The organism is Pacificibacter marinus (genome assembly GCF_900109555.1).
In the GTDB taxonomy this organism is placed as follows: domain Bacteria; phylum Pseudomonadota; class Alphaproteobacteria; order Rhodobacterales; family Rhodobacteraceae; genus Celeribacter; species Celeribacter marinus_C.
In genome coordinates this window covers 149734-165194 of sequence record NZ_FNZV01000007.1, presented here as the reverse complement: position 1 = coordinate 165194, position 15461 = coordinate 149734, and the positions used below count along the sequence as shown (strand labels likewise).

Sequence of the window (15461 nt, the reverse complement as noted above, 5' to 3'; positions counted from 1 at the left end):
CATTTTTCCAAACTACCTTAAAATAGGGCAAAAAAACCATTAACGGCGCTGAATTTAGCAAGTCTACGTAGACTTGGGTATTTATTCACCTGCTGCGTCTCGCTATCGTCCAGACAAAGTTTGGCCTTGTCTTGACAAGGTCGGCATGGGCGCCTGTGTCGCAAGGTACGGTGTCTTAAGCCTGTGGCCCCTTAAAAGGAGGCTGTGAACTTGTCATAGATATACGGGAGGAAAATATTCTATGGATCGTCGTTCTTTTTTGAAAACATCAGCTCTTGGTGGTGCATCCGCCGCTGCGGCCGCCACTTTGGCAGCACCTGCTTACGCACAGGGCAAACGCACATTGACCATGGTCACAACTTGGCCACGCGGTCTTGCTGGCGTTTGGGATTCTGTTGAGCGTTTCGCATCATCCGTGACTGCGATGACTGATGGTCAATTGACTATTGAGCCAAAAGCAGCTGGCGAACTTGTTGGTGGCCTTGAAGTGTTTGACGCTGTGACCTCTGGTCAGGCTGATATGTACCACGGCGCTGATTACTACTTTACAGGTCAGCACCCAGCTTGGGCTTACTTCACAACTGTGCCTTTCGGTATGACTGCCCCAGAAATGATGGTGTGGTACTACGGTATGGGCGGCATGCAAATGCACCACGAGCTTGGCGAAATCTTTGGTCTCAAATCCTTTATCGCAGGTCAAACTGGCGGTCAGGGTGGCGGTTGGTTCCGCAAGGAAATGAAATCAGCAGCTGATTTCCAAGGCTTGAAATTCCGTATGCCTGGTCTTGGCGGCGAAGCTTTGTCAAAACTAGGCGCTTCTGTTGTGACTATGGCGGGTGGCGAAATTTACCAAGCTTTGTCAACTGGCGCGCTTGACGGCACTGAGTGGATCGGCCCTTGGTCTGATGAAAAACTCGGCCTGCAAGAAGTGTGTGACTACTACTACCCAGCTGGTTTCCACGAGCCAGGTGCGGCTTTGTCAGTTGCGACAAACCTTGAAGTCTACAACGACTTGTCGCCTGCGTTCCAAAAAGCCATCGAAGTGGCTTCTGGCGATGCGCATCAGCACAACTACTCTTTGTTCATGGCGAACAACGGTCCTGCGCTTGAGCGTTTGATCTCTGGCGGGTCACAGATCATGACATTTGCTGATGATATCTGGGATGCGTTCGGCGCGGCGTCTAAAGACGTGCTCGACAGCAAAATGGATGATACCATTTTTGCAGATATCCGCAACTCAGCTGAAGCTGCAATGGCTGCGACATCTGGTTGGGCGGGTCGTTCAGACGGCGTTTACACATCGCAACGTGATCGCGTGCTGTCAAACTTGAAGTAAGTTTCATAACTTATTGAAAAATTATGAGAATGCGCACTTGGGTGCGCATTCTTTATTACGGGGATGACCCTTTTTGCACTGCGCTGTCAGGCGCGCTGTGCCAAAAGGGTCTCGAGAATTTGGGGGACATCCAAACATGGAAGAACAAGCCGCAACATCAGGCTTTGGCGCCGTTTTAGGCGGGCTATGGTGGCTGATCAGCCAGATCGGTCTTGGGTTTTGGCATATGGTTTATGCCGTGACACACCCAAGCCTTTGGCTCGATTGGTCGAACACAGAAAGCCTTTTGCGCTTTGTATATTACGGGGGATCGGTCGAAGCATTTTTCGTTTTCTTGGACCTTTTTCTCGTCGTAACGCTGGTGGGGCTGTTCCATCGCCCATTCTTGTGGGGCGTCGTGCGAGTGTTTGAAGGCATCACCAACAGTGTCGGCCGCTTGGCCGCTTGGGCTGGTTTGCTCATGGTGTTGCAACAAATCATGATTGTGTTTTTGCAGTCGATTTTCCGTGTGGGTGAAATTTCGCTTTCTCCCTTTGGACTTGGCGTCGCACAATCGGTGACGTGGTGGTCTGAGAGCATCAAGTTTGAAAACGCCATCGTTGTTTCGCTGTGTGTGTCTTATGCTTTTGTCCAAGGCAGTCATGTGCGTGTCGATCTGGTTTATGCAGGTGTGTCACACCGCGTGAAACGCGCGATCGATATGTTCGGGTCGTTGTGTTTTATGATCCCCGTGGCGACTTTGACTTGGATGTACGCTTGGTATTTCCTATGGCGTCACCTGATCACGCCAAAAGTTTCGGCCTCTGACAAACTTGAATTGATGCTGAAAAAATCCAGAATTGTGAAATGGAACGTTGAAACTGTGTCCTTTACAGGGGATGGGTTCAACGGATATTTCTTGTTTAAAATCTTGATGTTGTCGTTTCTTGTTCTTGTGTTCATTCAAGCGATTGCTTTCTTTTACCGGTCTTATCTTGAGTTTATTGAGGGCGAAGACAGCGCAGGCAAATATTTAGACAAAGACACGCTTGGCGCAGGTGAAGAAGCGTTTGAGGGAACACACTGATGGGCATCCGTATGACGCAACACCGCGCAGTACCTAAGTTCTATTCGCAGGGACAGACCACATGATTTTCGGACTTGATGGCGTAGAAATTGGCCTCATTATCGTATTCCTCAGCCTGTTTGGCGGGATTTTGACCGGCTTCCCTGTTGCATTCGCAATCGGTGGCGCAGGGCTATTGTCTTTTGGAATTATCGCGTCGCTCGATAGTGCCGGCATTTTAATTCACGAAGCAATTGATACCGGATCGAAGGCCTATAAAGACCTGATTGGCGCAGGGATAAACCCCGTCAATATCTCGCATTTCAGATATCCTGACCTGCCCACCTACACGCAACCTTTGTTTGAAGGCGGCTGGGAACGGGCGATGGATCGCAACCTGTCCTTTATCGTCAACCGCATGAACGAACGTGTGTTTGCTGGCGCATCTATCGAGACACTTTTGGCTGTTTTGATGTTCGTCATGATGGGCATCGTTTTGGAACGCTCCAAGATTGCCAATGATTTGCTGACCACTATGGCGCGGGTGTTTGGCCCGCTGCCCGGCGGTTTGGCTGTGTCAGTTGTCATCGTGGGCGCATTTTTGGCTGCTTCAACGGGTATCGTTGGTGCGACTGTTGTCACCATGGGGTTGCTGTCTTTGCCAACCATGTTACGGCACAATTATTCGCCAGAATTGGCGACGGGTGTGATCGCTGCCTCTGGTACTTTGGGGCAGATCATTCCGCCTTCTATCGTGATTGTGTTGCTCGGAACGCTTGCGGGCGATCTGTATTCAGCTGCGCAAGAAGCACGTGCGCAATCCTTTGGTTGTTCTGATGCGTTGACTTATTTGGGTAAACCTGCGGTGGTTTCAGTTGGGACACTGTTCCAAGCTGCGATTTTGCCCGGTGTGATGCTGGCTGGGTTCTATGCGCTTTATGCCTTTGGCTATGCGCTGTTTAACCCGTCCAAGGCCCCACCTGTGCACTTTGAATCGGCGTCATCCGAGCCGATCACACGCCGCGAAGGCATTTTGTGGTTCCTCGCGATGCCTATTTTTATCATCGGCATGGCGATTTTGTCGGGCCAAACGGGCGTTGCAGGATCACAATCCATCATCGTCAATCAATTCACAGAAACAGGTGCTCGGGCCAGCTTGCGCACCAATGTATCTGAGACCTGCCAAGATGCGATGATCACATTGCACGGCCAAGATGCGTGGGACGTGGCTGTCGCAGAACAAGCCGCGATTATGAGCAGTGGTGGTGCCAAAGAAAGCGTACGCCGCACCGAAGAGCAACTTGATGACCTCACTGCGCAAGCCGTGTCTGACGCGCCATTGATTGGCACAGGTTTGATGGTTGTGATGGTCTTGCTGTCCATCGGGCTTGGCTTTGCACGCGGCGTGTCTTTGTCGTCTGATGCGCGACCTTTGATTGTCGGCGCTGTTGGCGTGATCGGAGTATTGGTCTTGGATGCACTGTTTGTGGATCCGCTGACGTCCTCAGGGACGGCCTTTCTGATCTACGTTATTCCGTTTGCGATGATTGCCTTTGGCATGAAAACTGCTGTGGTCAATCTGTCACGTAATGAATTGTTTCGCGTTGTGTTCCCTCCGCTGATTTTGATCGTCGCTGTTTTGGGGTCCATCTTGGGCGGGGTTACAAATCCAACGCCTGCAGCGGGTCTTGGGGCAGGGGGCGCGATCTTGCTGGCCGCGTACCGTAAGCTGCGCGATCAACAACAGGTGTCTAAAATTATCATCGGCGGGGCCTTTGCCGTTGTCGTGATGATTTTGATCGGTGCCAATTTTGACCTGCGTATCGGCCGTGCCGATGTGCCGTTTGAAGATTGGGTTGCCTACATTGTCGCGCTTGGGTGTTACTACTTTGCGTTCTTTGGCATCTTGTACTCTTGCTACACGCTGCTCAAAGACGGCACGTTAAAGGTTGTTGTGCGTGAAACGGCGAAAGTCACCTCTATGGTGTTCACCATTTTGATTGGTTCACAGTTGTTGAACCTTGTGGTGATTTCCTTTGGTGGCGAACATTACATTCAGCAATTCCTGCGCAGCTTTGACAATGAGTTCACGGTGTTTTTGCTGGTGATGGCTGTGCTGTTTGTTTTGGGCTTTGTGCTTGATTTCCTTGAAATCATTTACATCGTTGTGCCCATCGTGGGGCCTGTCATTTATGGCGGCACCATGGACCCAAAATGGGTGACAATCATGATCGCTGTGAACTTGCAGACCTCGTTCTTGACGCCGCCCTTTGGCTTTGCGCTGTTCTATCTGCGGGGTGTTGCACCGCCCTCGGTCACCACAGGGCATATCTATCGCGGGATCATTCCTTTTGTGTTGATCCAAGTTGCGGGTCTTGGCGCATTGTGGCTGTTCCCTGATGTTGTCACGATCATTCCAAATCTTTTGGCGCGTTAAACGTTTGCCATCTTAGACATGCAAAGGGCCTCGCTGATGCGGGGCCTTTTCATGTTTTAGGGGTGAATATCTTATCCTGATTAAAATAATAAGGTATTGCTGTGCGCCAAGAACTGTGGTTTCTTATGGAAATAGTAAAGTATAGATTCAAGGAGAGTCACATGACCAAGTTTGATCCGCGTCTGTCAGGTGCAGCACCCGTATCTCGTGTGGATGCAGTCGATGAGCAAACTCTATTTTTAGTGACCGCATTGCGCAAATTTGGTCAGAGTGATGAAGCCGTATTGTGGGAAAGCTTTTCGATGATGATAGGGGCGCACCGCGGAGATAATGCACGCGGCGTTTTTGAAAACTTGATGTTCTTGATCACACGCCATGCCCGCCGCCCTTTGATGACCCATGACAGCGCTTGTAACTGCATTGGCGCTGATGAGGCGAGCTTTGCGCAGTTTGTGCGCTTGGCTGCGCAGGGCGATCCTGAGGATGCAATGCTGATCGGTATGTTGCTTTTGCCCGCCGACATCGTGCCCGTTGCCGTTGGTCTGGCGCAGCAACTGGGCTTGCTGATTTGCGGCACAGTGCCATACACCCAAGCACCCCATGCTGGGGCCGTTTATCACTGATACGTTGCTGATAGGGCGCTAAAGTTCGGTCACAGGGTATGTGCCGTCTGGCGCCCCGTCGTCCCCTTGTGGCAGGCTGATATTGGCCACCTGTTGTGCAATGGGTTCGTTTAGCCCTTCGGGTGATGTGGGGCTGAAACTGTTCGGGTCTTCAACTTTGACCCATTCCCCATCTGTGAACACTTCCAAAGCAGAAAAACGCGCTTTGTAGCCCATTTTTTGCGATCCGGGCACCCAGTATCCCAAGTACACATAGGGCAAACCTGCCTCGCGTGCTATTTCGATGTGATCCAAAATGATGAAAGTGCCAAGACTGTCTTTGGTCAGTTCGGGTTTGTAAAATGAGTACACCATCGACAGCCCGTCATCGAGTAAATCGGTCAAACATGTCGCCGACAACGTACGGCTGAGCGTTTCTGTTTCCGGCGTGTAATATTCGATCAGACGTGTGCGAATGGGCGTTTCTTCGATCATCGCGGCAAATTCGAACACATCCATATCTGCCATGCCGCCATCTGAGTGGCGTGCTTCTAAATACTCGCGAAACATCTCATATTGCGCTTCCGTCGCCCAAGGCGATGTTGCAGAGCGTTTCAGATATGCGTTCTTTTTGGCTGCACGCTTTTGGCTTTTGGTTGGCACAAAATCTTTGACACGAATGCGTGCAGACAAACAGGCGTTACAATCCACACAGGTGGGGCGGTACAGCACATTTTGCGATCGGCGAAAGCCCTGTTTCGACAAGCTGTCATTCAGCGGTCCTGCATTTCCCCCTTGCAACGCCGTGAACAATTTTCGCTCCATTTTGCCCTCTAGATAAGGGCAAGCCTGCGGAGTGGTGACGTAAAATTGTGGAGCATGGGGAAGCGAATGGCGCATAACTAGAAAACAAACCGTTTTTATGAAGTGTCACAAGTGTAGCAAGCCCAACGAGTCCCGCCAAGAGGCTCATCCATTCAAATGCAATGCATCATTGGAAAAAGGGCGCTGTTTAGCGCCCTTTGGATCATGTTTTTAAGGTTTTAGTGAAATTAAAACTGTGACGGTCTGTTGATCGCAGCTGTGCCAAGGATCACATCAGACAAGCCTTGCTTGCGGGCCGTGGTCAACATTAACACAACTGACACCAGTTGCGGCAGTCCCATCGAACTCCAAACTGTGAACAATGCCGTATGCAAAAATGCCATGCCAAGGTCAAAACGTTCGCCTTTTGAGGTGCGAAATTCGATCCCCATCATCCGCATTCCCAACGTGGCAGACGCACGTGATATTGTGACGACGCGGTAAGCGAAACTGACGACTGCGACCAAAAACGGAAAGAAAAAGATCCCAGTAAAGGCGGTAAAAGGAACGATGAGCGCTGCTAAAACCACAACCACCACAAGGTCGATCACAAAGGCGATCAAACGCTTGGCCGGCATATTTTCATAAAAACTGCTCTGGCTGTGTGGATCGGGAAGGCCCCAAAGGGTGTCGTCGTCATGGATCATTGTTTCGGTCTCATTCATAAAGGTGGACATGGGCGTTCTATCACAAAATGGGATGGATGTGGACAGGCATTGGCGGTGGGGGACCCTTCGAGATGCGGGCGCCCCACGCCGTTTGCCACTGAGTTTGGCGCTTATGCGTCTTGTTTAACGTCAGCGTCTGTTTGCGTCATGTCTGTCGCATTCTTGCTGCGGTCATCCATGAATTGATCGAATTCAGACTTGTCTTTTGCAGCCCGTAGACGCTCAAGAAAGGCTTCAAAGCTGCCTTGTTCATCTTCAAGGCGGCGCAGAGTTTCGGCTTTGTAAGCGTCAAAGGCTGTGTTGCCAGAAGATTTAAATGCAGCGTGGCTGCGGTGCATGCGATTGCGGCACGATGATTTGCTAAACATACGTTTGCTCCAGATCATATAAAATAAAAGGGCGAGGCCAATAGGCCAGAAAAAGATAAAGCCAAGCACCATGGCAGCGATCCAGGCGCCTTTGCCTTTATCGTCAAGCCAACTTTCAGTACGCTTGAACCAGCTTTGGGGGCGGGCAGGGACAGTTTCAAATTCAGCGGCATGTGTCATTGAGTGTCTTTCTTGGTTTGTGTTGATGTAAATGTCTTTCACATTAGTAATATTGGCATTACCTGATCAGCTTGCAAGGGTTTATGTGAATGTTTTTTACATTAACTTTTATTATTCATATTTTTCAATTAGGTACGTGAGTATGCCACCCAACAGGTTTTGCAGCAGATGCAATCGTGGGCGGGGCGATAAGGGTGTAGCGCGACAGGGATTCTTGCAGTGAATGTAGCGCGACAGGGATTCTTGCAGTGAATGACACCAATAGTTGCAGCAAACCGTTTTTGGTGAACGGTACGAAATCACCGTGGTAGAGTGGCCCGATCATCAGATTCGGAGAACATCATGGCTGACAAAGATAAAGACACATTCATTTCTCTTAATGCTGAAAATCCCAAAGCCGGAGATGCTGGGCCAAACTACAAAACTGCGCTGCAGTTTGCTCCTGCAAAAACAGAACGCGACACTGCGCCCTCCAAAAAAACTAAGTGATCAAGTTCCGCATTTCTATTGCTGTGATCTGATCGGCGGGAATGTAGGTGATTTGCAGTCCCAATTCGGTGCTGGTTGTTTGCACCAAAGACCAGTCGGGGTCAGAGCCATTTTGGGTGTGCGTGACATAGAGCGCGATGGAGCCGTCTTCGCCAAAAACGCAGGGACCGTGCGGGTAGGGTTCAAAGCTTTTCAGATAGTCGCACTTAAGATGCATTCCGTTCTTTTGGCGCACCACAAGCTGCGTTGGATTGTTTTTGGTTGAAACGCGGATGCTATCCCAAGCTGATCTGCGCCCATCTGAATATGATACATTTGTTGCTTTCAACACTTTGCGGCACCAATTGGCGAGATATTTTTTCCAAATTGCAGCCGTTAGTATTGTTACGGCGATCCCGATTGCGACCGAAATACCCATCTCATAAGAGCCTCCAACTTTGACCCGCATACCGAGGCCGCAGACCAGCCCAAATGCCAAACTGATAAAGGCAACATCTACGGCTTTGTGTGCTTGATCGTCTCCAGTATAGGCGATCCGATACCCCATATATCCCGCGCCAAGCACGACAAGTGTCTCCATCGGAAGGGTAAGCAGGGTTTGTACGTCACTCATTCGCTTTGTCCTTTTGCGCACAGTGTTGATGGCACATCATATTCATGATCTGCCTAAGGTCACACTTAAGATCATTCAGGAATAGGCATCATAAGATCATATTTATTCTCTAGGATCATCAAAGTGACTTTGAGACGGAAATCTTCGTGATCCGATCCATGCTTCAAGCTTTCCGCATTAAGCTCTGCAAGCCAGAGGTTGAACTCACCCCACGGGTCTTCCGCACTGGTAAATCGGTTTGATATTTTGTACATCTCATCGTTCAATGACATTTTAGTCTCCTACTTTTATACATCTGTTTAACGGCGTTGGCGGTGTTTGATTTCACGCTAACGCGCCCTTCGCCGCTGCAGGTGTTGGTGTCACGGTGCCTGCATTATAAAATGGTGACGTCGCGCGCCAGAAGCCAAGGTTTAATTTTAGAGTAGAAGTCCTCAACCTGCCCGCCACCCGTCGCGGTCGTCACAGTCGTCAGAACGCTCGGATAGTAGGCCATCATAGCCAAAGACACGTGACTGTCTGTGCCGTGTGACGCCGCCCAAGGATCGTACAGCATAGCAAGCACATCGTCGGGCAACGCGGCTTTGGCCGCAGCAACGAGATCGTTGGAATAACGGCGGTTTGAATGCGGGTAGGCAAGGGTGACTGAACCTAGCGTTCCACCCGCAGGGTTCCAAATCGCGGCAAATAGAAACCACCCGTCTGGCGCAGGGTCTTCAGGGGCATGGACCGTGTAAGTCATGGTGGCGTCCCCCGTACCGTCTTCGGCTTGCATCCGGAAATTAACGCCTGTGGCTTCACTGTTGGCCAGCACCCGCCAGCCTTCTTTAGTGCTGTTGTTCCATGAGGTGTTTGAAAAAATATGCGCATCGTCGGTCCCGACCTGATCAAAACGCATTACGCCGATGATAGTAAATCCGTCTTCGTATGAGTTCACAAAACTTGTGTCGATTAGGCCAGACGCGGTGTCTTCAACCGTCAAATGTGTGGCGCTGAATGTGATATCTCCAGAACCATCCTTCATTGTTTGTAGCACTGACGGGTCACCAGACTGGCGATCAAAACTGCTTGCGGCTGTCGATTTTCGCGTCAGCAACAGCTTGCCGAGGCCAGCAGGTAGATCATCTGGCAAAGGGTTGATGTTAACGAAACCGAGAGGCGCTGCCGAGAAGTCTGCTGTTGAGCTTTTCATTGTGATACCGGACATGGGTATTCTCCTATTTTTTATACAAAAGGTCTGAGTTAGCCTCGTCGAAGTGACTGCCGTAGTTCGTGAGGATGTAATCCGCAGTGTCGGCGGTATCGAAGTGCGTATCTGCAAGCAGGAAGACTTCGTAAAAGTCATCCCAATTGTCGTCTCCGTAACCAGTGTGGGGCCACGTAACGACGCCTTTGATGACTGGTATCAGGTAGTCCAAGCAGAGCTGGAAGGATGCGGTAACTTTTGACAGGTCCACGCCTTCAATCACCGCCATGTTATACGCAAGAAAAGCTGAGTGGAGCGTGTAGAGCGCGTTTTTCTCTGCATCGTTTGCACTTAGAAAATGTCGGATAAAGCCAGAGCCATCCAGCTTGCAAATTACAACTTTTGTGAAGTTACCCGTTGTCGGGATTACGCCATCCCACGTCATAGCTTTGGAGGCATGGAACGTCATTGAACCAAATCGGTTTGTCCTATTATCAACTGGTTGATATGTACTTTCTGACGTAAAATCAGATCCGTAGCCTGACAAATCAGACAGGCTAGGGGCATCTATGAAGCACTACAATAGAAACGCCTTTAGGGTCCAATCCTCAAGTACTTCCAGACCCCATTTGTATTTGAAACGAACCCTTTAGGCATTGCATTTAATTCGTTCGAGATGCTCTACAAAAGTTATTCTGCCATCCGATTTTTTGGACTCTGTAACTAATGGTTCGGGGTGCTTTTTACTTTGAGTTTTAGGGCTATAGTAAGTGCGAAAAATCTATATTTGAAACAGAATGAGAATGCTGGTGAATGCATGGAAATGACATTGAGGGATTGGGTTTGAAAAAGCGTACCGCAGAACTGCGTGTTGATTTTGTCAACGGTGCCGTGGCGCACCGGCTGCGGTTTGGTGGCGGGCGCGGTCAAGATTTAGCAAAAGCGATGGGGCTGCGCGCGGGTAAAACGCCAATGATTATCGATGCGACGGCGGGCTTGGGGCGTGACTCTTTTCTTTTGGCATCGCTTGGCGCGCAAGTCACATTGATCGAGAGATCAGAAAAAATGCACGCTTTGTTGGCGGACGGTATGACGCGGGCCGCAGCCGAGGGCGGCGATTTTCGCGACATTATCAACCGCATGACGCTTTTAAAAGGGGATGCCAAAGATTTGCTCCCTGAGCTTTCAGGCGAAGCAATTCTGATTGACCCAATGCACCCACCACGTAAAAATTCTGCGCTGGTGAAACTGGACTTACGTCAAGTCCGTGAGATCGTTGGAACCGATGATGATGCCGCTGATCTGGTGCGCGTGGCATTAAAATATGCACGTAATCGTGTCGTTTTAAAGTGGCCTGCTAAGGCGGATCGTATTGAAGGGCTTGAGCCATGTACGCATCAAATTATAGGGAAAACAACTCGGTATGATGTATTCATGACAGGCTTAGGGATGCCAAAGGACGTAAGTATTTAAACAAATTGTATGTATGACCTTTGGCGTAAATTGCCGCCAACGCCCGTATTTGTCAGTTCTGTCGGAACAATACAGGGTGCGCATGCAAGAATTGCCGCGTAATTTAAAGCACCTATACTTTTGCTATTAGGATTGTCGTGCTTGCTACCCTGACAGTCTCGCGATCCATGGTGGAAACCTCACATCAAAACCCATGATCTGGATCAAGGCATGGGCAATCACCTTATGCGCAAAAGCTAAGGTGTAACCATAAACCTTTTTGTCCTGACCACTCTTGATGCGTCGCCGTGAGGGCACGCTATGTGCTGTGCGCAAGCAAGCAGGATTGGTGGTAGACCATCGCAGTGCGACGTAGGTGCTAACGAAACCCGAATTTAAGCGATTATGATATGAATATTTTCGGCTGGATGAACGATCAATTGCTACGAATGCAATGGTTGTCTGATTTGGTGACCACGGTCGTACAAGCGGTGGGGCTAGACCCGACCTCGCGCATAGGCGGATCGATCCATTTCTTTGTCTATGATGTGGCGAAAATTTTCATCCTGCTCTCAGTGTTGATTTTCGCGATTTCTTATGTGCAAAGCTATTTCCCACCCGAACGGACCCGTCGGATTTTAGGCGGTCGTCAGGGCATAGGCGCAAATATCTTGGGGGCGTTGCTCGGCACAATCACCCCGTTTTGCTCGTGTTCATCAATCCCGCTGTTCATCGGATTTACGGCAGCGGGTCTGCCGCTTGGGGTGACGTTTTCTTTTCTGATTTCATCGCCGTTGGTCGATATGGCATCGGTCATTTTGCTCGCCTCGATCTTTAGTTGGCCAATCGCGCTGGCGTATGTCGGGGTTGGATTGTTGGTGGCAATCATAGGCGGTACCATCATCGGTAAGCTCGGCATGGAAGGGCAGGTCGCCGATTTTGTGCGCAACGTTCCGGTGTCGGATGCGGATGAGGTGCTGACCAGAAACGAACGCATCAGCTTTGCCCGCGATCAGGTGATGGATATCGTTCATAAAGTCTGGCCCTATATCTTGATCGGGGTCGGTATTGGTGCTGCCATCCACAATTGGGTGCCCGCCGCAACGATTTCGGCGCTACTGGGTCAAGATAAATGGTGGGCCGTTCCTGTGGCCACTGTTGTGGGGATTCCGATGTATGCCGATATTTTCGGAACCCTGCCGATCGCCGAAGCGCTTGTGGGCAAAGGCGTTGGGCTTGGGACAGTACTGGCCTTTATGATGGCGGTCACGGCGTTGTCGCTGCCCTCGCTCATCATGCTCAAACGGGTGGTCAAAATGCCGTTGCTGGTCACGTTTACTGGCATTGTAACGGTCGGTATCCTGACCATCGGCTTTATCTTCAATGCCATCACTCACCTGTTCATCTGAAAGGATACATCATGATCATCAAGATCCTCGGCTCGGGATGCAAGAAATGCGTTGCCCTTGGAGAAAATGCCAAGACAGCCGCAGAGGCTGCCGGCAAACAGGCTGAAATCGTCAAGGTAACTGATTTTGCTGAAATCGCAGCCTATGGCGTCATGTCGACGCCAGCATTGGTGGTGGATGATAAAGTGCTGTCAGCAGGCAAAGTTCTGAGCGCCGCAGAGATAGGCAAAATGCTATGACCGATTATCGCGTTTCCGCCCGACGTATCGATAGCCACGGCAGTCTTTCTGTGGCGAAAGAAGCCGAGGTCATGCTCGATACTGACATGGCAGGGCGCAGCGATGCAATGAATCCGGTTGAGTTGCTGCTATCATCGCTGGCCGCCTGTATGCTGAAAGGGATTGAGCGGGTGACACCGATTTTGAAGTTTCAGCTACAAGGGGCAGAGGTTCATTTGGAAGGTATCCGGCAAGACGCGCCGCCCAAGTTGACCCTGATCCGCTATCAGATCGTGGTGGACAGTGATGAAACCGACGCGCGACTTGATCTGTTGCACCGTAATGTTTTGAAATACGGCACAATTTCTAACACTCTTTCCGCGGCCCTGCCACTGGAAGGGAACTTGATCCGGAAAGTCTGACCCATGGCACACAATCACGACCATCGACCACCCGCCGATCTTGGACCTGCCTTTCGGTGGGCCGTTGGACTGAATTCCGCTTATGTGGTTGTCGAAGGTTTTGCCGGATGGATCACCGGATCTTTGGCGCTGCTGGCCGACGCGGCCCACAACCTTACTGATGTTGCTGGGTTACTGATCGCTTGGGGCGCCGCCGTGCTTGCCAAACGCGCGATGACCGCACGCCACACTTGGGGTCTGGGCCGCGCAACGATCCTTGCAGCTTTGCTCAATGCTATCGCCATTTTGGTCGGCGTGGGGGCTGTGACATGGGAAGCGATTGATCGTCTGTCCGATCCGGTTTCCGTGCCGGGATTGACCGTGATGCTGGTGGCCTTGATTGGTATTGCAGTGAACGCTGGATCGGCGCTGTTGTTCATGTCTGCGCGCAAGGGCGATCTGAATGCGCGCGGGGCCTTCTTGCATATGGCCGCTGATGCTGCCGTATCGGGCACGGTGGTGTTGGCCGCAGGAGGCATCCTTTTGACGGGGTGGGATTGGCTAGACCCTGCTGTTGCGATTGCCGTCAGCCTGTTGATTGCCATCACCGCCGCTGGATTGTTCCGCGAGGCGCTGCATCTAAGCCTTGATGGTGTGCCATTCGAAATTGACCGCAACAAGATTGCAGCTTGGCTGGCCGTTCAAGAGGGGGTCCAAAGCCTACACGACCTGCATATCTGGCCGCTTTCAACCACCGAAACAGCATTGGCCGTACATCTGGTTTGGGATGGGTCTGACCCAGACGCATTCATCGACCAAGTGACAGATGCATTGGCTGATGATTACGCTATCGCACATGTTACCTTGCAACTGGAACGCCACCCTTGCGAACGTGCTACGGGGTGATCAGATTGATTAGAATGCATTAACGCGAACAATCAGCGCTGAGGTACTCCCTCTAAAAACAAAACCGACGTTTATTTTGGTTAAGGTTTTCGTGGCAACACGGATTTCGCGGCCTCGTAAGCTAAGCGAAGAAGTCACTGAGCAAGCCATTGAAAACCGCCAACTGAAGAAAAAACTGGCACGCCTGCACCTGCCTCCAAGCGGGATCGCAGCATGGGGTGAAAAGCCATTAAGCCATCGCGTAGAAATATGAGCGCCAGACCAAGCTGCTTAAGGACGCTTGGAGCGAGTGTGGCAACATTTACGGCTACCATGAACTGCATGACGATCTCTGCGATCGGTGTTGCGCTACGGCAGGATCGCGAGCCAGCACCAGATGCTGAGCACGGCAGCTGCTGTGCCGATGAGCACCGAAGAGGCCGCGACACGTTTGGCTGATCCATACATATTGGCGAATAAATAGGCGTTCACCCCCGGGGCCATCGCGCCAGTGAGAGAGGCGGATCTCAACGGACCGACTTCAAGGTGGAACACGAAATGTCCAAGCCCATAGGTGATCAATGGATGAACCAAAAGCGATGCTGCAACGGCCCAAGCGATCATGCGCATGTCGCCTTCTGGGCGGTAACGTACCAAGACGCCACCAAGGCCAAACAGTGCCACTGGAATGGCTGCACTGTTCATCAATTCTATGGCGTCCCATGCCGTGGCGGGTAGGGGGATGTTGAATATATTGACGACCCAGCCCGCTGCGATGCCTATGACAAGGGGATTGTGTAAAATCGCGACGCTAACTTGTTTGATCAGTTTGAGCGCAGACAGATTTTGCCCACGTGCTTTCGCGATTTCCATTGCGGTGATGCCCAACCCGTAAAGAAACGGGGCGTGGATCGAAATAATCGCAAAGTTCCACGCGAGCGATTCCGTTCCATAGGCGCGCTCTGTGATCGGAATGCCGAGCAAAAGGGAATTGGAAAACAAGCCGATAAACCCAATGGCGACACTGTCGGTCAGGCTGCGTTTGAACAGATACCTTGCGCCGCAAAACGCAAATAAACCACCGGCAAGAGCACCCGCATAAAACGACAACAGCAGCGGCAAGTGAAAGCTTTCCCCCAAATCCATCCGCGCGATGCCTGTAAATAGCAGTGTCGGTACGGCAAAGTTTTGGGCGAATTTCATCAGCGTTTCGACCGCGTCATCCGAAATCCATCCGCGCCGACGCGACAAATACCCGTACCCAATGACCAAAAAAACGGGGAGAATAACATCGAGCAGCGCTTGCAT

The 15461-nt window shown here is 51.0% G+C and carries 18 protein-coding genes; 10 read left to right on the top strand and 8 right to left on the bottom strand.

Annotated features, from left to right (window positions below; translation table 11 throughout):
- The first annotated feature begins 241 nt into the window (after positions 1 to 241).
- The 4 genes from BM025_RS10725 to BM025_RS10710 all read left to right on the top strand — a co-directional run bounded on the left by BM025_RS10725 (position 242) and on the right by BM025_RS10710 (position 5441).
- Complete coding sequence (locus BM025_RS10725; RefSeq protein ID WP_085849590.1) at positions 242 to 1336, top strand: TRAP transporter substrate-binding protein; 1095 nt, start codon at positions 242 to 244, stop codon at positions 1334 to 1336.
- A 136-nt stretch (positions 1337 to 1472) separates the two neighbouring features.
- Positions 1473 to 2402 (top strand): TRAP transporter small permease subunit, encoded by a 930-nt coding sequence (locus tag BM025_RS10720; RefSeq protein ID WP_085849589.1) that lies wholly within the window; start codon positions 1473 to 1475, stop codon positions 2400 to 2402.
- Between the two features lie 61 nt (positions 2403 to 2463).
- Complete coding sequence (locus BM025_RS10715; RefSeq protein WP_085849588.1) at positions 2464 to 4818, top strand: TRAP transporter large permease; 2355 nt, start codon at positions 2464 to 2466, stop codon at positions 4816 to 4818.
- Between the two features lie 161 nt (positions 4819 to 4979).
- Complete coding sequence (locus BM025_RS10710; RefSeq protein WP_085849587.1) at positions 4980 to 5441, top strand: hypothetical protein; 462 nt, start codon at positions 4980 to 4982, stop codon at positions 5439 to 5441.
- Positions 5442 to 5459: 18 nt separating this feature from the next.
- Here the strand turns inward: BM025_RS10710 and BM025_RS10705 are convergent, their stop codons facing one another.
- From BM025_RS10705 to BM025_RS10695, 3 genes are all read right to left on the bottom strand, one after another.
- The gene (locus tag BM025_RS10705) at positions 5460 to 6320 is read right to left on the bottom strand and encodes an arginyltransferase (protein WP_085849586.1); all 861 of its coding nucleotides are present in this window, start codon (positions 6318 to 6320) and stop codon (positions 5460 to 5462) included.
- A 152-nt stretch (positions 6321 to 6472) separates the two neighbouring features.
- Positions 6473 to 6961 (bottom strand): RDD family protein, encoded by a 489-nt coding sequence (locus BM025_RS10700; protein ID WP_244515604.1) that lies wholly within the window; start codon positions 6959 to 6961, stop codon positions 6473 to 6475.
- Positions 6962 to 7062: 101 nt separating this feature from the next.
- Entirely contained in the window at positions 7063 to 7500 is a 438-nt protein-coding gene (locus BM025_RS10695; RefSeq protein ID WP_085849585.1) for a DUF2852 domain-containing protein, read from the bottom strand.
- Between the two features lie 342 nt (positions 7501 to 7842).
- On the opposite strand from BM025_RS10695, the gene BM025_RS19190 reads away from it, so the two are divergent.
- The gene (locus BM025_RS19190) at positions 7843 to 7989 is read left to right on the top strand and encodes a hypothetical protein (RefSeq protein ID WP_170842174.1); all 147 of its coding nucleotides are present in this window, start codon (positions 7843 to 7845) and stop codon (positions 7987 to 7989) included.
- Here BM025_RS19190 and BM025_RS10690 read toward each other — a convergent pair.
- From BM025_RS10690 to BM025_RS10675, 4 genes are all read right to left on the bottom strand, one after another.
- On the bottom strand, positions 7982 to 8602 hold the full coding sequence (locus tag BM025_RS10690; RefSeq protein ID WP_085849584.1) for a hypothetical protein: 621 nt from the start codon (positions 8600 to 8602) through the stop codon (positions 7982 to 7984). The genes BM025_RS19190 and BM025_RS10690 overlap by 8 nt on opposite strands.
- A 71-nt stretch (positions 8603 to 8673) precedes the next feature.
- Complete coding sequence (locus BM025_RS10685) at positions 8674 to 8874, bottom strand: hypothetical protein (RefSeq protein ID WP_085849583.1); 201 nt, start codon at positions 8872 to 8874, stop codon at positions 8674 to 8676.
- 104 nt (positions 8875 to 8978) lie between these two features.
- Positions 8979 to 9809, bottom strand: coding sequence for a hypothetical protein (locus tag BM025_RS10680; RefSeq protein ID WP_085849582.1), 831 nt, complete (start codon positions 9807 to 9809; stop codon positions 8979 to 8981).
- A gap of 10 nt (positions 9810 to 9819) precedes the next feature.
- Positions 9820 to 10257 (bottom strand): hypothetical protein, encoded by a 438-nt coding sequence (locus tag BM025_RS10675; protein ID WP_085849581.1) that lies wholly within the window; start codon positions 10255 to 10257, stop codon positions 9820 to 9822.
- A 374-nt stretch (positions 10258 to 10631) separates the two neighbouring features.
- Here BM025_RS10675 and BM025_RS10670 point away from each other — a divergent pair, with 374 nt between their 5' ends.
- The 5 genes from BM025_RS10670 to BM025_RS10650 all read left to right on the top strand — a co-directional run bounded on the left by BM025_RS10670 (position 10632) and on the right by BM025_RS10650 (position 14174).
- Positions 10632 to 11261 (top strand): class I SAM-dependent methyltransferase, encoded by a 630-nt coding sequence (locus tag BM025_RS10670; protein ID WP_085849634.1) that lies wholly within the window; start codon positions 10632 to 10634, stop codon positions 11259 to 11261.
- A gap of 389 nt (positions 11262 to 11650) precedes the next feature.
- Positions 11651 to 12649 carry a permease gene (locus BM025_RS10665; protein WP_085849580.1) on the top strand — a complete coding sequence of 333 codons (999 nt, stop codon included), beginning with the start codon at positions 11651 to 11653 and terminating at the stop codon, positions 12647 to 12649.
- An 11-nt stretch (positions 12650 to 12660) separates the two neighbouring features.
- Positions 12661 to 12888, top strand: a complete 228-nt coding sequence (locus tag BM025_RS10660) for a thioredoxin family protein (protein ID WP_085849579.1) — start codon at positions 12661 to 12663, stop codon at positions 12886 to 12888.
- Complete coding sequence (locus tag BM025_RS10655; RefSeq protein ID WP_085849578.1) at positions 12885 to 13289, top strand: OsmC family protein; 405 nt, start codon at positions 12885 to 12887, stop codon at positions 13287 to 13289. The genes BM025_RS10660 and BM025_RS10655 overlap by 4 nt, the downstream gene beginning before the upstream one ends.
- A gap of 3 nt (positions 13290 to 13292) precedes the next feature.
- Positions 13293 to 14174, top strand: coding sequence for a cation diffusion facilitator family transporter (locus BM025_RS10650; protein ID WP_085849577.1), 882 nt, complete (start codon positions 13293 to 13295; stop codon positions 14172 to 14174).
- Between the two features lie 348 nt (positions 14175 to 14522).
- Here BM025_RS10650 and BM025_RS10640 read toward each other — a convergent pair whose 3' ends face one another.
- Complete coding sequence (locus tag BM025_RS10640) at positions 14523 to 15461, bottom strand: AEC family transporter (RefSeq protein WP_085849575.1); 939 nt, start codon at positions 15459 to 15461, stop codon at positions 14523 to 14525.